20 protein-coding genes and 1 riboswitch are annotated in these 20,689 nt (G+C 40.1%); of the genes, 6 read left to right on the top strand and 14 right to left on the bottom strand.

The window, feature by feature from the left end; genetic code table 11:
- Positions 1-157 precede the first annotated feature (157 nt).
- Positions 158-982, bottom strand: coding sequence for a MerR family transcriptional regulator (locus JNUCC41_RS05395; RefSeq protein WP_192206718.1), 825 nt, complete (start codon positions 980-982; stop codon positions 158-160).
- 106 nt (positions 983-1,088) lie between these two features.
- On the opposite strand from JNUCC41_RS05395, the gene JNUCC41_RS05400 reads away from it, so the two are divergent.
- Positions 1,089-1,538, top strand: a complete 450-nt coding sequence (locus JNUCC41_RS05400; protein WP_192208052.1) for a GNAT family N-acetyltransferase — start codon at positions 1,089-1,091, stop codon at positions 1,536-1,538.
- Between the two features lie 104 nt (positions 1,539-1,642).
- Here the strand turns inward: JNUCC41_RS05400 and JNUCC41_RS05405 are convergent, their stop codons facing one another.
- Both JNUCC41_RS05405 and JNUCC41_RS05410 read right to left on the bottom strand, forming a co-directional pair.
- On the bottom strand, positions 1,643-2,659 hold the full coding sequence (locus JNUCC41_RS05405) for an ABC transporter permease (RefSeq protein ID WP_192206719.1): 1,017 nt from the start codon (positions 2,657-2,659) through the stop codon (positions 1,643-1,645).
- Positions 2,656-3,381 (bottom strand): ABC transporter ATP-binding protein, encoded by a 726-nt coding sequence (locus JNUCC41_RS05410; protein ID WP_192206720.1) that lies wholly within the window; start codon positions 3,379-3,381, stop codon positions 2,656-2,658. The genes JNUCC41_RS05405 and JNUCC41_RS05410 overlap by 4 nt, the downstream gene beginning before the upstream one ends.
- A 118-nt stretch (positions 3,382-3,499) precedes the next feature.
- Between JNUCC41_RS05410 and JNUCC41_RS05415 the strand changes: the two genes are divergently transcribed.
- Entirely contained in the window at positions 3,500-4,099 is a 600-nt protein-coding gene (locus tag JNUCC41_RS05415; RefSeq protein ID WP_192206721.1) for a TetR/AcrR family transcriptional regulator, read from the top strand.
- Positions 4,100-4,319: 220 nt separating this feature from the next.
- Here the strand turns inward: JNUCC41_RS05415 and JNUCC41_RS05420 are convergent, their stop codons facing one another.
- Entirely contained in the window at positions 4,320-4,511 is a 192-nt protein-coding gene (locus tag JNUCC41_RS05420) for a hypothetical protein (protein ID WP_076370632.1), read from the bottom strand.
- A 333-nt stretch (positions 4,512-4,844) separates the two neighbouring features.
- A riboswitch (cyclic di-AMP (ydaO/yuaA leader) is annotated at positions 4,845-4,987 on the top strand.
- 175 nt (positions 4,988-5,162) lie between these two features.
- Here JNUCC41_RS05420 and JNUCC41_RS05425 point away from each other — a divergent pair.
- Both JNUCC41_RS05425 and JNUCC41_RS05430 read left to right on the top strand, forming a co-directional pair.
- Positions 5,163-6,494: a TrkH family potassium uptake protein gene (locus JNUCC41_RS05425; protein WP_192208053.1), complete on the top strand. Its 1,332-nt coding sequence runs from the start codon at positions 5,163-5,165 to the stop codon at positions 6,492-6,494.
- A gap of 23 nt (positions 6,495-6,517) precedes the next feature.
- The gene (locus tag JNUCC41_RS05430; protein WP_192206722.1) at positions 6,518-7,174 is read left to right on the top strand and encodes a potassium channel family protein; all 657 of its coding nucleotides are present in this window, start codon (positions 6,518-6,520) and stop codon (positions 7,172-7,174) included.
- 141 nt (positions 7,175-7,315) lie between these two features.
- Here JNUCC41_RS05430 and JNUCC41_RS05435 read toward each other — a convergent pair whose 3' ends face one another.
- The 4 genes from JNUCC41_RS05435 to JNUCC41_RS05445 form a co-directional block, all read right to left on the bottom strand.
- A complete protein-coding gene (locus JNUCC41_RS05435; protein ID WP_192206723.1) occupies positions 7,316-8,149 on the bottom strand; it encodes an STAS domain-containing protein in 834 nt (277 codons plus the stop codon).
- A 422-nt stretch (positions 8,150-8,571) separates the two neighbouring features.
- Complete coding sequence (locus tag JNUCC41_RS05440) at positions 8,572-9,276, bottom strand: class I SAM-dependent methyltransferase (protein ID WP_192206724.1); 705 nt, start codon at positions 9,274-9,276, stop codon at positions 8,572-8,574.
- Positions 9,277-9,312: 36 nt separating this feature from the next.
- The gene (locus tag JNUCC41_RS27050; protein ID WP_286182377.1) at positions 9,313-9,441 is read right to left on the bottom strand and encodes a hypothetical protein; all 129 of its coding nucleotides are present in this window, start codon (positions 9,439-9,441) and stop codon (positions 9,313-9,315) included.
- A 93-nt stretch (positions 9,442-9,534) separates the two neighbouring features.
- On the bottom strand, positions 9,535-10,155 hold the full coding sequence (locus JNUCC41_RS05445) for a class I SAM-dependent methyltransferase (protein ID WP_192206725.1): 621 nt from the start codon (positions 10,153-10,155) through the stop codon (positions 9,535-9,537).
- A gap of 501 nt (positions 10,156-10,656) precedes the next feature.
- On the opposite strand from JNUCC41_RS05445, the gene JNUCC41_RS05450 reads away from it, so the two are divergent.
- The gene (locus JNUCC41_RS05450) at positions 10,657-10,935 is read left to right on the top strand and encodes a PadR family transcriptional regulator (RefSeq protein WP_370662603.1); all 279 of its coding nucleotides are present in this window, start codon (positions 10,657-10,659) and stop codon (positions 10,933-10,935) included.
- 16 nt (positions 10,936-10,951) lie between these two features.
- Positions 10,952-11,671: a pentapeptide repeat-containing protein gene (locus JNUCC41_RS05455; RefSeq protein ID WP_192206726.1), complete on the top strand. Its 720-nt coding sequence runs from the start codon at positions 10,952-10,954 to the stop codon at positions 11,669-11,671.
- A gap of 207 nt (positions 11,672-11,878) precedes the next feature.
- On the opposite strand, the gene JNUCC41_RS05460 is transcribed toward JNUCC41_RS05455, so the two are convergent.
- The 6 genes from JNUCC41_RS05460 to JNUCC41_RS05485 form a co-directional block, all read right to left on the bottom strand.
- Positions 11,879-12,769 (bottom strand): PhzF family phenazine biosynthesis protein, encoded by an 891-nt coding sequence (locus JNUCC41_RS05460; protein ID WP_192206727.1) that lies wholly within the window; start codon positions 12,767-12,769, stop codon positions 11,879-11,881.
- Positions 12,770-13,217: 448 nt separating this feature from the next.
- Positions 13,218-14,189, bottom strand: coding sequence for a UDP-glucose 4-epimerase GalE (gene galE / locus JNUCC41_RS05465; RefSeq protein WP_192206728.1), 972 nt, complete (start codon positions 14,187-14,189; stop codon positions 13,218-13,220).
- Between the two features lie 94 nt (positions 14,190-14,283).
- On the bottom strand, positions 14,284-17,886 hold the full coding sequence (locus tag JNUCC41_RS05470) for a CDP-glycerol glycerophosphotransferase family protein (protein ID WP_192206729.1): 3,603 nt from the start codon (positions 17,884-17,886) through the stop codon (positions 14,284-14,286).
- Between the two features lie 154 nt (positions 17,887-18,040).
- On the bottom strand, positions 18,041-18,928 hold the full coding sequence (gene galU / locus JNUCC41_RS05475; protein ID WP_192206730.1) for a UTP--glucose-1-phosphate uridylyltransferase GalU: 888 nt from the start codon (positions 18,926-18,928) through the stop codon (positions 18,041-18,043).
- 232 nt (positions 18,929-19,160) lie between these two features.
- Complete coding sequence (locus JNUCC41_RS05480; protein ID WP_192206731.1) at positions 19,161-19,301, bottom strand: hypothetical protein; 141 nt, start codon at positions 19,299-19,301, stop codon at positions 19,161-19,163.
- 20 nt (positions 19,302-19,321) lie between these two features.
- Positions 19,322-19,963: an NAD(P)-dependent oxidoreductase gene (locus JNUCC41_RS05485; protein WP_192206732.1), complete on the bottom strand. Its 642-nt coding sequence runs from the start codon at positions 19,961-19,963 to the stop codon at positions 19,322-19,324.
- Positions 19,964-20,689: the final 726 nt, after the last annotated feature.

Consider the following 20,689-nt stretch of genomic DNA (forward strand, 5'->3'; position numbering starts at 1 on the left):
TAAGAACCCGTCAACAAACTGCAGAATATACACCTGTCATTTAGAAAACGGCCAGTATGTTCGTCAAGAGGCAGCTTTTCAAGGCTAATGGATTGCTTGGAATGATTCATTCGCATGTTTTAGTTCTCGCCCAAACTATGTGATTCTCTCCCCAGCCTCATTCCACTTCAACCATGATTTGCGTCAGGTAATTTTCATACCCCTTTACCGCGACTTCGTCCAAGATGTATTCTTCGTATGCAAACGATTTGAGGTTCAAGTTTTCACTCTCCATGAATTGTAATATTCTTTCGTACGTTTCGGAGATATTTTTATAACTGCCTTTATGATAGGCAACAACATAGAGTCCCTTCGGTTTTGAATAGAATGTGGGGGCTGGGTGCCTTTCCATGACTTTTGTGTACAAAAATGAATAGTCATCATGATTCCCGTCGATGATGTTTTCTTTACTAATCATGGCCCCGATAGGGAATCCTGTGTAAAATTCATTTTCATTACAGAAATCAATGAAGTCAGAAGTAGATTTTAAGAATTCGGCATCAGAAGAGTTCAGGATGGATTCACTAAGGAAGAGCTGTTCTTCCTCCTGAAGTTTCAAGGTGATTTGAGAGTCATCCATACAAATCGCTTTTTCAGTGAGGTATATTTTCGTTTCAATGATCTTCTGCACTCTGTGAAGGTTCTTTATCTTTTTTTCCAATTCTATGGTCTTTTCTTCGAAAAGTTCAATTAGTTCCATAGGTGACCTGTTAGTAAGAAACCATTTGATCTCTTTCAAAGGCATATTGAATTCTTTTAAAAGCGTGATGACCGAAAAAACTTCGAATTGTTGATAAGAGTAATACCGATAGCCCTTTTCGTTTTTTAAATCAGGAGTAAGAAGCCCAATCTCATCATAATGAATGAGCGTTTGTTTTTTTACATTGCATAATTTGGCGAATTCGCCAGTCGTAAAATATTTGCCTACATTTCCATCGGACATCACGATCTCTCCTCTTGACTATATGGTAACCATATACCTTAGTGTATTAATATATCATGATAACAAAACGGATAACCAGGTGCGAAATGAGGAAGGAAAATAAATGATGAAGACCACTATACATGAAGTCTCGAACGAAAATGTAACGGATATTTTGAAATTGCAAATAAACGAAAAGCAAAAGGCTTACATCGAAACGACTGAGCAATGTTTAAAAGACGCGAAGGAATGTAAATACTACAGACCAGTTGGGCTTTATTCGGATGATATCTTGGTTGGTTTTGCGATGTATGGCTTTTTCCCTGGGGAAGGCGAAAATGGCAGAGTGTGGTTAGACCGCTTTTTCATTGACGCTGAACATCAGGGTTTCGGGCTTGGCAGTATCTTATTGGAGGCTTTAATAAAAAGATTAATAGAAGAATATGATTGTCCTGAAATCTATTTAAGCATAGTTGAAGATAATCAGGCCGCCCTTCATTTGTATAAGAAATACGGCTTTGCATTCAATGGCGAATCAGATTATAACAATGAAAAGGTCATGGTCAAAAAAGTATAGGTATGATAATAGCTAGTCCTTTTCAACTCAAAAGTATGTCCAGCAATACAGAAAAAGCCGGTTCCCCTTGTTCCAGGAATCCGGCTTTTTTAAGATGGTTCATTTTAAAGTGAACGGTACTTTTTTAAACTAATAATATTGATGGTGATAAAGACGGTCGCAAATGCAAGGAGAATGAGGAGATCCAGTAATACCTCATTGAACGTGAAGCCTTTGTACATAATGCCGTTCATGGCATCCGATGCGTAATAGAGAGGCATGATCTTGCCGATTTTTTGCAGCCAGTCCGACATGCCATCCAATGGGAAAATCCCTGTAAAGAAGACTTGCGGCACGATGACGAGCGGAATGAATTGTACCATTTGGAATTCGGATGCCGCGAAACTCGATAGTAATGTACCAAGCGATAATGCAACGAGCGCGACCAGTATATTCGTCAGCAAAACGAGCCAAATGGAGCCGACAAGGACGATATCCAATACATTGACAGCATATAGGACGACAATTATGGTTTGAACTAGAGCAAATAAGCCATATCCGATCACATAGCCCGCTACGATTTCGTATCTTTTAATCGGGGTGGCAAGCAGCCGTTCCAGCGTACCACTTGTACGCTCTTTCAAAAGCGCGATTCCCGCTATTAAAAATACAAAGAAGAAAACGAAAAAGCTGACGAGCATCGGACTGAAAGTATCAAAACCCTTTGTGTCGGCATCCCCGTATACATAAAGCTCCTCAATTGAAGGCGTGTTTTTTTCATTCCCTTGCAAAGCATGCATCATTTGCATTTGAACGGCCTTTGCACGGGACGGTTCGTCGTTCAATAGTGTCAGTTTCATTTTTCCATTTTCAACATGCAGCCAGCCATCCGTATCATTTTCTATCATTTTTTCCTGAGAAAATTCCTCAGCAGCCGATACTTGAAAATCCGCTTGTTTCAATGCTTTGACCACGGTTTCATTACTGCCTGTAACAACGAGTTTCAAATCACTTGCTTCTGTATCGAAAATAAAATACATGAGCGTTAAAATGAGCAATGGAGCCAGGAAAAATAAAGCGAGTGTCCTTCGATCCCGGCGCAGCTGCTGGGTAATTCGAGTAACTAGAGAAGCCATTCTCATTTTAGGCCACCTCCAATCCTTAAAAAAACATCATCAAGCGTTTCCGCGGCAAATTGTGTTTTTAAAGCTGCCGGGGTTCCTGCCGCGATGATTTCACCTTCACGCAGCATCGCTAGTTTATCGCATCGTTCCGCTTCATCCATCACATGCGTCGTGATGATGATCGTCTTATGATCTTCGTTTCTTAAACGCTCAAGTTCCCGCCAAATCGATTGTTTCAGCAAAGGGTCTATTCCTACTGTCGGTTCATCCAAAATGAGAATCTCCGGATTTTGGATGAGTGCCGCCGCCAGTGACAGACGGCGTTTCATTCCCCCGGAATAATGCGCAACCCGAACATTCAAATCGCTCGTCAACTGTACGATTTCGGCTGCATATCGAATGCGTTCCCTTCGTTCCTTTTTCGAAAAACGGTATAGCTTCGCAAAAAATTCGAGATTTTCAGCTCCGGTCAATTCTGTATATAAAGCATCGGACTGTGCCATATAGCCGACATCCATTAACAGCGCTCGATTTGGCACTTCATGATCCAGAACCGTGACTTTACCCGCATCAGGCTTAATCAATCCGACAATCATTTTAATCAAGGTCGTCTTTCCGCATCCGGATGGACCTAGCAAGCCAAAAATTCCGTTTTTTTCAATACTCAGGCTCAATGGCTGAATGACCTTTTTATGATGAAAACCTTTGGCAATCCCTTCAATGGAAATCGCATTTTTCAATGTACACACATCCTCCCTCTTTAATTAACACAGTGTTGAGTGTATCATCATTCTAAGGCAGCATTTGTTCTAATACAATCAACATATTTGGAAAAATGTTCAGTGAAGGAGACATTACATGGCATCGATTCATGAGGATATGGTACAAAAGACGAAGATGCAGATACAACATCATTTTATTGCACTCGTTGAAACAGAGGGGTTCTCACATGTATCAGTGAAGAAAATTGCAGAGCGCGCCAACATTAATCGGGGCACATTCTATTTACATTACACAGATAAATATGAATTAATGGATCACTTACAGCAGGAATTGTTAAATGAACTTCAAACCCGCATTACTGCCATTTTACCGAAAGAGGCTTTCAGGGCTCTTCATCAACAGCAGCTTTACCCGCCCTTCGTAGAGATCTTTCAATTCATCAGTGAACATGCCCACGCTTTGAGGGCCATTCTTGGTGATCAGGGCGATCCTTCTTTTGCCAAAAAAATAAAGCGCGTATTCGGTGAAGTACTATTGGATCGTTTGATCAGCCAGCACCCAGCAGCTAAAAATGAAGCGTTCCGCATGTATATGCACGCCTTCCTGACATCGGCGATTTTAGGGGTGATACAGGAGTGGCTGGAGAATTGTGAAGAGCAAACGGCGGAAGAAATGGCGAAAATCCATTTTCAAATCTTGAACTTCATCAGCCAATTGCGCACATTCATACAATGAACGAATCATCAAAGGCATGTTCCATCAACATGCCTTAAAATCGGATTACATCTTTTTTCTTCGCTTTCACCTCTACATTCCCAACGCAAAAAAACTCATTTTTAAATAAATGAGTTTAAAAGCAAAACAAGATATGGATTTTTCGCTCAGCGTTCCCGGATAGTACACAGGGATTTCATAATTGAATAGTACCGCTAATGATGTTGGGATTTTAGTTGATTTACCTTAGGGAAAACAATTTTAAAAACGGATTCTTTTTCTTATCCGTTATCCTTAACTCATCCATGATGATTTGATCCTCATGATCGGCTATCCATTTCCTTAGTGCATCTTTATCCTGGCATTGTGTTAAATATGTCTGGCCACCCTTGCCTGTAGCATTAATAACATATCTATTGAACGTTTTCTCCATAATTGCCCGCCTTTTTAGTAAAATGTCTTGAATCTTTAAATACGAATGCAATGCTTTTTCCTTTATCATTTACAAAAGAAACATAAAAATATATATATTAGAAATTTTGATTGGCAATAGCGTGTTCCGCTTGAAAGTATTGAATAAAGTACTTCGAGCTGGTTATCATAATTGGATTAATCGAACCTATCATAATGTGCTAACTAATATTTGTCAATACGTTTTTTCAATGTAAATGAAACGTAAATTTTCAGTCTTGTTAAAGAAATATTTTTTTACGATTTAGGGGTTTACAACTGATAAATGATGGGAGTAGAATACGTTTATCAATTTAATGCATTTCGGCCTAAACTCAAGGGAATTGAGTACGGAGGACCCAATCAATTGGGGTTAATTCTGCCTTGCAGAAGGGATGAGATCAGCTCTTTCGCCATCCTACCCGTCAGCTAACTTCGTCGGCTAAAGCGAGGGAGGTCATAAGACCGCCTATTTCGGGAGTTTTTTTTCACGCTTTTTGTGGCAAAATAACTGTTCGAAGTTTTTGCTGGTCTTTTTATTATGCCTTTAAAAAGATTCTGAAAGCAGATTGATGATTAAAGCATCATACAGTTTTACACAATTTTTTTATAGGTAGGGATGATTTATTTGAGAATGACAAAAAGTTTATTGGATCCGCCAAAAATACTTGTACTCGGCTTTGCCATCCTGATACTTATTGGGGCCTATTTATTAACCCTGCCGATTTCCACTGAAAATGGCATTGGCCTTCCTTTTCTGGATGCTTTATTCACCGCAACTTCCGCTACATGTGTAACAGGATTGGTCGTAGTGGATACGGGATCGACTTTCACCACTTTTGGTGAGTTGGTCATCTTAACACTGATTCAGATAGGCGGTTTAGGGTTCATGTCATTTGCGACATTTTTCTTTTTCCTTTTAGGCAAAAAGATTTCTTTAAAAGGCAGGTTACTCTTGCAGGAGTCCTTAAATAATCTATCCATGGCAGGTGTAGTCAGGTTAGTAAGACGGCTTTTAATTTTCACGGCCATCATTGAGGGCATGGGTGCCCTTATTTTATCGATTCGCTTTTCTTTTGACATGCCAATCGGAAAGGCAATCTATTACGGGGTTTTTCATTCCATATCGAATTTCAATAATGCCGGCTTTGATTTAATGGGGGAATTCAAGAGTTTGACCCCTTATGTATCGGATCCATTCGTAACCCTTACGGTCGTCTTCCTCATCACGTTTGGCGGAATAGGTTTTATCGTGATGAATGAACTATACGAATACCGTGATACCCATCGTTTATCCATACATACGAAGGTTGTTCTGACGACTAGCTTGGCACTAACGATTGTCGGCGCAATTTTAATCTTTTTATTCGAGTTCGGTAATGCCAAGACATTGCAGCCTTTATCTTTCATGGGTAAAACGCTGTCCTCATTATTTCAATCGGTTACACCTAGGACGGCAGGCTCCAATACGTTGAATATCCCTGATTTAACTCAACCTACATTACTGCTCATCATTTTCTTGATGTTCGTCGGGGCTTCGCCCGGATCGACTGGCGGCGGAATTAAAACAACCACATTAGCAACGCTTGTCGGGACGGTTTGGTCACAGATTAAAGGAAAGGGTGATGTGGTATTATTCCGTCACCGCATTGTGAGTGAAACGATCTTTAAAGCATTATCCGTTACATTCATTGGCGTATTCATGGTTTCAATCATCTCCATTCTGCTGACCATCACTGAAAGCGGAACTGATTTCTTGATGATTTTGTTTGAAGCCACTTCAGCATTCGCCACCGTGGGACTTTCAATGGGGTTGACCCCCGAATTATCACCGGTTGGCCGGATGCTCATCATTTTCACGATGTTTGCAGGCCGTGTGGGTCCTTTGACTTTGGCCTTTGCCATCGCTATGAGGCGCAAACCAGATCCGTTCCGACGTCCAAAAGGGAAAATCATGATTGGTTAAACATAAATGAAGGAGTGTAAAAGATGGGAAAACGACAATATGCCGTGATCGGTTTAGGCAGGTTCGGAACCAGTGTGGCCCATAGATTATATACGGCTGGCCAAGAGGTATTGGGTGTTGATGTCAACGAGGAAAGAGTAGAGAATGCGGAAATGAGCGTTACCCATGCGATCATGGCGGATACGACGGATGAAGATACTTTGAGGTCAATCGGAATCCGTAATTTCGATTGTGTCATCGTAGCCATCGGAAATGACATGCAATCGAGCATTTTAACTACCTTGCTTTTAAAAGAGCTTGGGGTCGATAAGGTCATTGCCAAAGCACTTAATAAAAATCACGGTCAGGTGCTCACTAAAGTCGGAGCTGACTGGGTCATCTATCCTGAGAGGGATATGGGGGAACGGGTCGCGAATCAGCTCCTGTCCCCTAACATGCTGAACTATATAGAGCTCTCTAAAGAATACAATATCGAGGAAATCATCCTGCCCATGAGCATGAAGGGAAAAAGCCTCAGGGAGCTTGATCTACGGGCAAAATATAATATCAGCGTCATTGCCATAGTGAGTAATGGAGAAATCATCATAGCCCCCTCACCAGATCAGGATATCCATGAAAATGATATGCTTTTAGTGGTTGGCAATAAAAAAGATCTAGCCGTCTTTGCCAATATTGAATAATCCAACAGGTTCCGGCTTTTGCTTTTTGGGCCCTGTATCTATTTTGAGTGCAGCATGACTTATACATGCCAGAAGACCCCCATATGGAGGTCTTCTCGATGAGGTTTATAACGAGCATCCCATGCCCTGGATATGTATGTATTATTTCATCGTACTGATTGCCTGGGCAAGAGTGGACTTTATCGTCACTTTATCAAAAGGAAGTTGAAGCTTTACGGCAGTCATGGCTATTTCCGGCCGAAGTCCTGAAAGGGTTGTTTCAATACCGATCAAATGTAAGGATTCAATCAAATGCGACAGCTGGAGGGCGGATGCACCATCTATTGAATGAACGCCCGATAGGTCAATGAAAAGCCTTGTGACATTTTTTTCAACGCATTTTTGTAAGGTGTTTTCAAGCAAGGTCATGCCCCTTGTCGTGTCAATATTGCCTATCAAGGGAAGCAACGCCATGTTATCTTTAAGGGAAATGATGGGCGTGCTCAATTCATCGATCGTTGCCTGTTGGGCTTTCATGATTTTATTGGCATATCTATGATTCGCTTCAGTAAACCTCTCCATCACTTCACTGAACACCTTCACCACTATCCGGTACCAGGAATTTATTTCTTCCTGTGGATATTGGTCACCATGCAATTCCACAAACCTGTCAATATAATCAAGGTATTGATCTTGCGTTCTAAAAAACTCCCTCAATATAAAATAGATGGGTGTATTTAAATGCTGCTCATCCTTACCGATATCTTCAATCCAATCATCAAGCCTCTTAAAGAATTCCCTCTCCCCTGTATCGAAGACCTGAAAGAAACGCAAATGGAATTCATTATTTTGCTGTTTAAGTTTTTTAATCACTTTGGGATCGGATGAGCTATAAACACCCGCTTTATCGCTTTTATCCAATGTTGCGTACCAATCATCAGTCAATTGTGCTGCCGCGCCCACTAAAAAGGAATATAATTCTTTATTTCTATGCATAAGTTTCTCCACCTATTTTTTATAAAATAGCATTCCAATTGGTCTCAGTAATCAATAAATCGAATGCACTACATACAGAAATCAGCATTGACAGGCATTGAAAGTTAAACGTTTCATCAGCTAAGGAAAAGCATCGAAGATAACCTCTTCAATACATGGATTGTCATGACCTGATGCCCAATGGTCCCCTCTTTCCATATACCTTCCCAGCTGTTTTTGAAACCATGCAACCACTGTTTTTCAAAAAAAAATTTGCAGGAACCTACATCTATCATTCTGGTAAATCTGCGTTCCCCCAAAAAGCATTTTATTATTAAAGTTTACCATTTTTATATTTTGTTAACAAATCTCTCCTTTTCCTCATAAAAAAAAGGACCTGTTCCCAGATCCTCCGTTTAAAACCATCGCATCACCATTTCACCTTACTTTTTCATAAATAAGGCCGTCCATAAACCTTGCACCCCAAACGTTTCATCCGATTGCTCCATTTTCCTCATTTTACGTATTTCCACCACTTCAAATTCCTTGAAAATCATTCTGAGTTTTTCTTCAGTAAAACCTAATCCGCCTTTAAGGCTCCTTTGCCTGTATACCTCCCAATCTGAAAGATCTGCACCACCCAATATGCCGCCTTCGACAAAACAAGTAATTGAATACAATCCCTTAGGCCTTAGCGCCTTTTTCACCATCTCCAAATAATTGATCCTTCGATGTGGGGCAATATGGTGAAAACAACCTGAATCATACACGAAGTCATATTGCCCTTCCTCAATATCCAAATCAAATATATTCCTTTGAATGAAGTTCACGTGCACTTTCTTTTCTGCCGCTCGTTCTTTTCCCCATTCCAGTCCTGCCTTCGAAAGATCCACCGCATCAACGGAACAGCCCTTTTGAGCAAGGTAAACGGCATTTCTCCCAGGTCCGCACCCAAGCTCAAGAACTTTTCCTGGCCCAATTGCCCCTCCATCAAAATATGTAACCAAATTCTCATCAGGGAAATTTTCGAAAAAGGGAACCCCCTTTTCACGGTCTTCATAAAAATCATTCCAGAATGCAGTTGGCTCACGCAATAACGAGTCCAACATATTCAATAGATCTTCATAGGTTGTAATCGTCTCCGACAATACCATCACCTCTTCCCATCGTATCCCGCCATTTAATTATACTGGTTTCAGCCAGATGCCCCTATTCTTACTCATCGCTACTTTGACCATCTCTTCTATAATGTCGACACCGTAACTTTTGCCAAGAATGTTCAGTTGAGCCAATTTGGATAATGTGGCATCCATTCCATTAAGACTTCCATAATGGTATCATTTCCATTACTATTCAATTGGGATGGGGGTCCTTTCGGATTTTCCATAGACTCCCAAACCAATCTATCAAATCCGCTTACTAATGATTATCTTCCTATACATTCCATTCAGCATGATCGGTCGATCCTCTTCAATTTTCATATACTTATCATGTCTACTGAACAAGACTTCAAACCGCAAGCCAATATCCGTTCCTAAAAATCTAATGATGGGCCGCAGAAGCTTTTTGGGTAGCGATAGCCGTTCATCTTTAGAAATAAACTTATCGAATAGTATGATTTTCCCCTCGCCTTTTAAAACCCTGATCATTTCCCGAAGGCATTCATCGGCATCAGGTACGACGGAAAGAACCAAACTTCCCACTATGTAGTCAAACGATTCATTATCGAATTCCATATGCTGTGCATCCATCTCGAGAAAATTGATCGAAGTATTATCAAATTTCTCCATCGCTTTATTTAGCATATCGGCTGACAGGTCTATCGCCGTTATCTCCAGTTCAAGGTTCTTGATCAACTCCAAATCGGCCCCGGTACCTACGCCCACAAACAGAACCTTTGCATGATCTTGGAAATGCATCTCATCAAATATTCTTTTCCTGGCATCTAAAAAGAGATGAGAATTGAAGATTTTGTCATAAACCGGCGACCAAACCTTATAAATCACTTTATTCCACGAATTATTCAACATCCCCACCCCCTTGCTTACTTTTTCTATAAAGCATTAAAAATCCCTTCCAAGCTGATATCATATCTGGCTAATTAGTACAATTAAAAAAGTATGCGCCGCAGTGATCCGACAAATTAGACATGTTTCTTTTCATAAGGCTCTTTTCGTAAAGATTGTTGTTTTTAAAACAAAACGATTTAAGGTTGATTGGAGCGTAAGTGCGAGACTCCTGCGGGAGCAGCGGGACAGGTGAGACTCCACAGGCGTTCACGCCGAGGAGGCTCACCGCCCGCCCCGCGGAAAGCGAGCATCTGGAGGGGAAATCAACCACACCGCTTTACTTGGTAAATAGCAACAAAGTATGCGAAAAGCCTTTCATAAAGAACAAAACATGCACGATCCATAGTAATCAAATTACCTTGACTGTCATAGTAATATACCTTAAGATATACCAAAGGAGGTGAGGATTTGGTTCAACGACAACTATCCTCTGACTTGCTTCGAGGACATGTAGATACGATGATTCTAAAACTCCTGCAAAGTGGCGATAAATATGGTTATGAAATCAGCAAACTGATATATATGGATTCGGATGAGCAATATGAAATTAAGGAAGCGACGATGTATTCCAGCTTAAAGCGACTGGAAAAGGACGGATGCATCATCTCTTATTGGGGAGATGCCACACAAGGCGGGAGAAGGAAATATTACAAAATCACCCCGATTGGGGAAGACACATATATCCAAAATAAAAATGACTGGGAGCAGGCCAAGCGAATACTTGAGCGCCTCTTGTAAGAAAGGAAGATGAAATGTGATTGAAAAATTGAATACACATGTTCATAACATTTTTGCTCCGTACAAAAGTGCAAAAACAGCAAATGAATTGGAAGAAGAACTGCTGCAAAACTTACTGGAAAAATACAATGACCATAGAAGGAATGGTACGAGCGAGCAGGAAGCGTATAAGCTGACTGTGGATTCGATTGGGGAAGTGTCAGAGCTCATGGAATCGCTCAATCTGCAATACAATGTGCTTGAGCAGGCGATAAGCATGGACTATTCCAGGCAACGCTTATTAGATTCCGACTTCCGCTCGGTTTCGGTGCATGATGGAAAATTTAATTCCTGCGATTTAAGCCGTTCTGATTTCAGCCATTCCGATCTGACGAACAGCACATTTAAAAGCACTAACTTAAATAATTGCATCTTTGAAAACGCCAATTTAACCAGTACCTTATTTAAAAGCGCAAATTTAAAAGGAGTTACTTTCAAGAACTGCCTTTATAATAAAACCCATTTTAAAGGCTGTAATTTATCTGGTCTTATTTTTGATAAGGAAACATTCAAACAAACCATTTTCGAGGGTTCTTCATTGAAAAAGGCATCATTTCGCGATGCCACACTCATCAATGTTCAATTTCGGATGTCCGATTTAAAGAAAATCGACTTTACTGGAGCTTCGATGGATAAACTCACTTACAACTTTTTACATGGAGCTAAGGTTGATCTTAGCGGCGTGACCATCATCTAAAGGAGGATTTTACAATGACTTTACCAATAGCGATTGTCGTATCCACCTCAATCATTTGCGTGACCGTGTTTCTGACTGCGGTCGTTTTAAAAGGAATGAGCATGGGAGAATGATTCAACAAGAACCCTGTGCTAAGACATGAAAAGTCTTAGCACAGGGTTCTTATATGCTTATCATCCAACCGCCCATCCTCCCCTGCATGAACCTTTAGACCTCCACTTCAAATTCTTTAACGTAGACAGCATTCCCGGTGATTTCAATATCGTATGTATCATGGTTTTTGGCAGCCGTAACGCGGACTCTGCCATCCTTCCCGATTTCATGTCCCTGTTCGATTAATAGGTGCACCTCATCTTCAAGACCCTCCTTTATGTATTTTGCATAATAAGCGCCCATTACACCTGAAGCCGTTCCTGTAACAGGGTCTTCAATCGTACCTGAAAATGGCGAGGAAAAATGCCGGGCATGCATATGGGCATCACTATCATACGTTTCCAGGCAAAAGGGATGAACTGAAGCTCTTGGCATTTCCTTTAATAATTGCGGAAACAGTTTATTGTTCGCCTTCATCCTTTTGAATGAATCACGTTCCTTTACCGGAACCAGTAAAGTCCATAAACCTGTACTTCCATAAACGATAGGTAATTCATTTTCAAGATCATCTATGTCAAGTCCGAGGGAACTGGCCAAGCTACCCTTATCTCCGTTAAACGCTACAAACTGAGGCGCGGCCTGCTTCATCGTGATGTATATCTCTTGATCCGCGGTCGTATGGATCTTGATTGGCAATATTCCCACTCCTGTTTCAATCATCAGCTCATCCTTATCCAGCAATCCCCTTGTCTTCAGCGCATGGATGGTGGCCATTGTCGCGTGACCGCAGAGATTCATTTCATGTCCTGGTGTAAAATAACGGATTCTAAGATCCGCAATATCGGACTCCATGGGAAAAGAGGTCTCATTGAACCCCACCTTCAGCGCTATATCCTGCATTTCATTTTCCGTCAGTCCATCCGCATCTAAAACCACGCCCGCCGGATTTCCTTTATTTGGTCTACTACTGAACGCATCGTAATGAAAAACCCTTACCATCTTCAAATCTAACATCTCCTATTAAATGAATGGTGCTTCTCTTTTAATAGTAATTCTATATCTCCATCAAAATCCCTTTTTCGTCCTATACTTCAGTGAAACGACCATTGATTTTATCATTTCCCTCCGGAAGACTCCCTCTTCAAGCGTGTGAAGGGCTAGATGAATGGCAGTTGGCCTAAGCCAAAGTATTCTTTTGAGTAGGCTGGTCTCATCCCGAATTATGTTTAAGACCCGTTTATGTATGGAAGAAATTTGCGACACTCCTGCCGAATGACTGGCTAGCCGGGACCCCACAGACGCTTGCTTTGATGAGGCTTTGCAGACAGCCGGCGGAAATGGAGCGGATTTTGAAATCAGCTGGAATTTTTTCAACTAAAAAACTGCAGGCCAACTCGTATTTCTTAGAGTTTGCCTGCAGTCTGAAAAACGACTATCGAGTCCCAAGGGACCATTAATTCATTTGAGATTTATGCCATTTCCACGCACTTTCAATGATTTCTTCCAAATCTATCGATGCTTTCCAACCAAGCTCTTCATATATCTTATTGGCCGAAGCAACCAGGCGGGCGGGATCTCCAGGGCGACGGTCTGCATACTCGATGGTCGGTTTCACTCCCGTGACTTTTTCACAAGTGTCGATTACATCCTTAACCGAATATCCTTTTCCATTCCCAAGATTGTAGGTGGCCGTATCCTTCTTCCCGGATAATAGGGCTTGAAGCGCGATTATATGAGCTTGGGCTAAATCCGTTACATGGATATAATCACGGATGCAAGTGCCATCTTCTGTGTCATAGTCCGTACCAAACACGGAAATCTTCTCACGTTGCCCTAATAAATGCTGTAAAATGATCGGAATCAAGTGTGTTTCCGGGTCATGGCTTTCACCGATTTCTGCCGATGCATGTGCTCCGGCCGCATTAAAGTAACGCAAGACGACATAATGAAGTCCATATGCTTTTGCGAAGTCTCCTAAGATCTGCTCTACCATCAATTTCGAGCGGCCATATGGATTAATCGGATTGGTTGGCTGATCCTCATCAATCATATCAACATTCGGTATCCCGTATGTAGCTGCCGTTGAAGAAAAAATGAAATTCTTAACATCATGCTTGAGCATGATATTCAACAATGTAAGAGTTGCACCTACATTATTTTCATAGTATTTATAAGGATCTTGGACAGACTCCCCAACCAAGCTATTTGCAGCAAAGTGCATAACGGCTTTAATGGGATACTTAAGGAAAATATCTTTCAAGACCGCTTCGTCCCCTAAATTTCCTTCCACCAAGATGGCCTTCGAATCGACCAGCGAACGAAAACCGGTTGATAGATTATCCAGAATGACAACCTCTTCAGTATTCACTAACTCTTTTACAAGATGACTTCCAATATATCCTGCACCGCCAACAACCAAAATCATATAGAATTTCCCCTTTTACTGTAAGCTTTAATGAATTCTTGCCAATTTTCCCAAGCCATTAGTGAGAGGCCTAATTATAAGGACCTCCCACATTTTATAAGCATTTATTGAAGGTTTCCATGGCCAATCCATTATATTGGGTGTAATCAAACTTCGCTAGTTTAGGATTATCATTACTAACCATGGTAGATAAGCCCTTTTCCAGCCCATCTATGCTATTTTCGACAAGTAAACCATATTTGCCGTTTTCCAAAACGGTTCGGTTAGCCACTATATCAGTAGCCATGATTTTCATTCCTAAAGTCATCGCCTCCAATAAAACCATAGGCTGCCCTTCATAATGTGAAGAAAGAACGAAGCAGTCACATTTTTCCATGAACGAAAATGGATTTTCTAGCTGTCCCAGAAGATGAATGGAATGATTTAAGTCCAGCTCATCAACGATTGCCTGCAAATCTTCCTTTAATGGGCCTTGTCCTAAAATATACAGTTTACTATTTTTGTGTTTTTCATGAAAGCCTGCGAAAGCACGAATCAAATTATCTTGACCTTTTTCAGGTGATAATCTTCCCATATTGACAAAGTTAAAATCATTTTTATCAGGATATGGAACGAATTGATTATTCACTTCCAATCCATGGACCTCTTGCACGCATAACGCCTGTTTATCTATCCAGCCTATAGATATCCCATCCAATGATATATGGGCATAAGTACCAAGTTGGGTAACCGCTTCTTTATCGAATTCCACGATCCGGCCATTGAAGCTTGGCCCATTTTCCAAGACCATGGCATCTTGCAGCCCATAAGGCTTATCCCAAATATTATAATCGCCCAAGTTAATTTCGGCAGTGCCGCGAACTTCCCGTTCTTTTAACAGGATTGGCTCTTCTATCACTTCAAATGCTCTTGTATTTAACCAGCCTATTTTCTTATTATCGATTTCGAAAAGGTAATAGCCGCCTTTGTTTGTTCTGTTATACTTTATGATCCTGACGATTTGCCCTTCAAAATCGATTGCCCTGCTCACTCTTTTGGCCTTGTAGTTCGGATAAGCCTTCGTCCAGATTGTATGGTCCTCCGGATTGGTTATTTTTCCGTACTTCTGATTACCCGTGTTTATTTCCTTCAGCGTCCTATTCTCAATCTTATCAATGAACTTTTTATTGTTTTTATAGTTTCTGGATATTATATACTTTCTTTTCATCATGATTTGCAGCTTGTCATTTAAGCTCATGTCTTCATTGATTGTACAATGTTCAAGCATGGATAAAGCCGAATTATCTATCCAGCCTATTATCTTATCTTTTACAGATATTCTGCTATAAATCGAATGCTGGGTTTTTGCTTCCTTATCGACGTTTACAATGATCCCTTTAAAATCCTGACTGCCAGAGATTTTGTACGTGCCTTCAACCTTATACGGCAACGACCAAATATAGTTCGATCGAGGTCTTACTAACCTTGCAATCTTATCCACTTCTTTTTCATAAATGATGCTGTCTGGCAACAGCTCCACAGCTTCTTCACTAATCCAGCCAATGATTTGATTGTTATGGCTGAATTTATAAAAAGTGTTCTGATTAGCATGGGCCTTTCTCGAAATCACGATTTCAGCACCTTCAAATCGTTCTTCCAATGGAAATTGAGTGGCATTCGAAATTCCCGGAAGGGCATTCCAAACATGATTATCCTTAACATCCCTTAATATCGCCCTTGCTTTGAAGTTTTCTGTGATCAATGCCTTTTCATCATTTTCGATAACTTCAGATTCATTTGGCTCGATTTGAAGGATTTTATCTGGGTTGATAGAATTCATTACATAATCAAATTTATCGTAGTCTGCATAATCCAATAGATTCTTTCGGTTTAATTCCATCGTTCCCTCAGAAACACTTACAAGCTTATCAAATCGATTATATACGGAAAATAGTCCCCTTAGATTGATACGGTGAGGTCTCTTTCCATTAAAAGTTTTCTCACTTTCGGAAAGCAAATCATTATGCATATAACAAACTTTCTTTTTTGCATCTGCCGCCAGAAGATACTTAGCCCAATAATGGCTATAACCGCTAAAATCGATCACAAAATCAAACTTCGTTTTACCGAATAAACGTGCATGCTCTCTAATATAGGCATCTTCCGGGTAAAGCTTCTTCCCTAAGAATCCTCTTTCCCCTCTGTTATGGATGAATTTATCTTTGTAGACTTCCAAAATTTTATACACAGGCAAGCCAGGTTTGAATAAAAAACGCACATTCTTATTCACCTTGCCAAGATTCTTTAGTGCTTCATGAGAATGAGGAGTGGCAGTAAAACAGCTGACATCATATTTATCGTAATCAATATTATTCATTAAGTTAAGGAAAGAGGAAGTAATTCCGTTATCCCTCATTCCGCCAGGATAAATCAATATTTTTTCCTTTGCGGAATCGAGGCCAGTAATTGTGTTCAGTTGTTTCGTAGATTTATTGAAAATATTTTTGACTATTCTCTCTGTTACTTTTCCATCCTCATGGTTCGTGAATTTTTCCTGCATTTTTTTATATTTATCGGAATATCCCAATTTCACATTTTTAATATCTTTAATGGCCAGTGCCAATTCTTTTGAGTTAAAAAGCATCGGTCCCGGGAGTTCATCATTTTGGAGATATTGACCCCTTTGCTCAGCATAAACGTCCGTATCCCATGTGTAGAACAGAATGGGCTTATCGGTAACAAGGTAATCAAAGAAGATACTAGAATAGTCTGTGATAAGCAAATCGACTGCAGCAAGCAATTCATTTGTATCCACATGATCAGGTATTAGTCGATCCTTAATTTCCGAATGCTTAGTGGCTTCTTTATAAAGATAAGGGTGCACCTTAATCAATATATTATATTGTTCACCGACTTGACTTTGTAGATCATTCATATCTGCAATGATTTGCAAAAGATCGTTATCCACTTTAGCCAGATTCGTCCCCTTCCAAGTCGGGGCATATAAAATACTTTCCTTGGCATCGCTGATTTTCAAACCTAGATTTCTTAGATAATCCTTATACTCCCCCGGATTCGTGTTCAGCGTCAAATCGATCCTCGGATATCCTTCTTCTATAATTTCACCTTTATACAAACCATTCAGTTTATAGCTTTTTGTAAACATATTAGTAGTATGGGCATTAGGGCTCAAGATGAAATCCGCACTCAAGAAGTTCCTGACAACGTTTTGAGAATGTGAAGGGTTACCGGGTATATCAAAGCCCATATTTTTAAGGGGCGTTCCATGCCAGGTATTGATGTAAATTTGATCGCTTTTAGGGATGAAGAAAGACTGGAATGTGGAGTTATTGATTAAATACTCACTTGTTGCCAGCCATTTTAAATATTCCTTTGAATTGCGTTGAACGAATTGAACATTCGGCATATCCTTATACTTCGCCATTACACCTGAAAGGACATTGAAATCCTGGATGGACCAAATGTGCATGAAATCTTGATAGTCCTGATTTTCCAGCATATATTTAAACATCGCGTATGGACTGTCAGTCATACTGTTTCCATCACGACTCTCATATAGAATGGTGTTTTTTTGCACGCTTAATTTCTCATAATACTTTGCATATTTATTTACACGCTGATGATTTTCCTTTAATAAGAAATTGGCGATAGGCTGTTTAAGGAAATCTACTTTTCTTTTTATTACCTTCTTATTCACTGAATAGGCATCCCCTTTTATAGATTTATTCACCATTCAAAATTATGTTTGCCGTTCATTAACCCAAAATAACAACTATGAATGATCAATAGTTGGAGATTTTTTAAAATGATTACTCTATTAAATTAAAAGTGTATGAATGGGCAGTAAAAGTTTATTTGTCCACTGCCTTATGCAGGTCGAGGATATTTTCCATTATTTTTATGACATCATCCCTTAAATCAGGACGTTGCAGGGCAAATTCAATGGTCGTTTTCACAAAACCATCAACAACACCGACATCAAAGCGTTTTCCATCAAAATCGTAAGCGAAGACTTTTTGGATTTCATTCAGTTTTTGGATGGCATCCGTTAATTGGATTTCACCGCCGGCTCCTGTTTCCTGCTTGGCCAGGAAATCGAATATTTCCGGAGTCAGGATGTATCTTCCCATGATGGCTAAATTGGATGGTGCCGTTCCTTGTTTTGGTTTTTCTACGAAACGGTTCACTTCGTATCTTCTGCCTTCTTGCGTAAGCGGGTCAATGATGCCGTATCTATGTGTTTCGTTCTCATTTACCGGCTGCACTCCAATGATCGACGAACCTGTCGCATCATATTCGTTGATTAATTGACGTATGGAGGGCACATCGCTTTCCACGATATCATCGCCTAAAAGGACGGCAAAAGGCTCATCACCAATAAAATTACGTGCACACCAAACAGCATGTCCGAGGCCTCTCGGTTCTTTTTGTCTAATGTAGTGGATATTAGCTAAATTGGATGGGTATCTCACCTTCTCCAATAAATCGAATTTCCCTTTTTCACTCAAGTTATTCTCAAGTTCATATGCATGATCAAAATGGTCTTCTATCGCTCGCTTATTCTTTCCTGTGACGATGATTATATCTTCAATTCCCGCTTTCACGGCTTCTTCTATAATATATTGAATAGTTGGTTTATCGACTATTGGCAGCATTTCTTTAGGCATTGCCTTCGTTGCAGGCAAAAATCTAGTTCCCAATCCCGCTGCAGGAATAATCGCCTTTTTAACTTTTTTCATACTTTGTAACTCCTTCACATTAAGATAAATCTACAAAAAACACCATTTTTTTCTGAATCATCCTTTTTATAGTAACATAGACTCGTATATTGTAAATATATTAACAAAAAAAATACCCTTCTTTTGTAAAAGTAACCATAATTTTAACTACCATTCCATGCAATATCCCGCTAAAAAATAAGGCCATTCCTCGATATTTCAGGAAAAGGCCTTATTTTTTTCCACTATATGACTAATAGGTCCAAGGACCTGGACATTTAGTTCCATTTATCAATTCATTCGTTTTTAACAAGTCGGCTGCATCCGGATCTGTTGCAATCAACAGCCTGCCATAATTCATCCATTTCAACGCAAAAAAAATGGACGTCACCACAAGGAGCGACGTCCACTAAATTATTCAGCTTCGGCAACAACGGTAAAGCGTTGGTTGAGGTGCTGCGGGTTTTCAATTTCATCAAGTACCGCAAGGGCAAAATCGGCATAACTTACATAGCTTTCACCCTTTGAGTTTACAAGAAGGTTGTCTTTACCCAATGTATACCCACCTGTTCTATTTCCTTGCGGATCAAAGAAAGCGGAAGGACTGATGAACGTCCATTGGATGCCAGTGGCATTTTGTAAATCGCCAAGGTTCTTGGATTGATTATAGGCTGTTGCATAGTACTCTTTAGGGAACTCAGGCGTATCCAATACGCGGATCGTTTTTGCCTCGTCAACGAAAAGACTTCCAGCTCCGCCAACAACGATCAGTTTAGTTTGAGGAGCCCCTTTCATGGCCTCAATCAAGATTTTTCCTGCCTCGACATGCAGATGTTCTTTCCCTGGAGCCGCGCCAAATGCATTCACTACCACATCGAATCCATTAATATCTTCAGCTTTCAGATCGAATACGTCTTTTTCCAGTACGGATGCTCCTTGAATTTGGACTTTAGCTTCATCCCTGACAATGGCCGTAACATCATGTCCCCTAGTCAATGCTTCCTTTAAAATCAGACTTCCAGCTTTTCCGCTCGCACCAATAATACCGATTTTCATTTTAAATTCCTCCTATATATTGTTTTTGGAACTTTAATTGTAACTTAATTGATTACATGTAATAATATAAGTTACAGGTTGCTGTTTTGTCAACTTTATTATTTAGAGGAGTTCGGAGATATATTCAGTTTCGGAGATATATTGCAGATTTCGGACATATATTCTGGTTTTTCGTCGATATATTTCAGGTTCCGGAGATCTATCATGATTTTTCGTCGATATTTTGCAGATTTCGGAGATATATTCTGGTTTTTCGTCGATACATTTCAGGTTCCGGAGATATATCCTGGTTTTTCGTCGATATATCGCAGATTTCGGACATATATTCTGGTTTTTCGTTGATATATTGCAGGCTTCGGACATATATCCTGATTTTTCGTTGATATATTGCAGGTTTCGGACATATATCCTGATTTTTCGTCGATATTTTGCAGATTCCGGAGATATATTCTGGTTTTTCGTCGATATATTTCAGGTTCCGGAGATCTATCCTGATTTTTCGTCGAGATATTGCAGGTTTCGGACATATATTCTGGTTTTTCGTCGATATTTTGCAGATTTCGGAGATCTATCACGATTTTTTGTCGATATATTTCAGGTTCCGGAGATCTATTACGGTTTTTCATCGATATATTCCTATTTCCTGAGAAATATTCGGTTTCTTCGTCGATATTTTGCAGGTTCCGGAGATCTATCCTGATTTTTCGTCGATATATATAAAAAAGC

The organism is Brevibacillus sp. JNUCC-41, from assembly GCF_014844095.1.
Classification (GTDB): Bacteria; Bacillota; Bacilli; order Bacillales; family DSM-1321; genus Peribacillus; species Peribacillus aracenensis.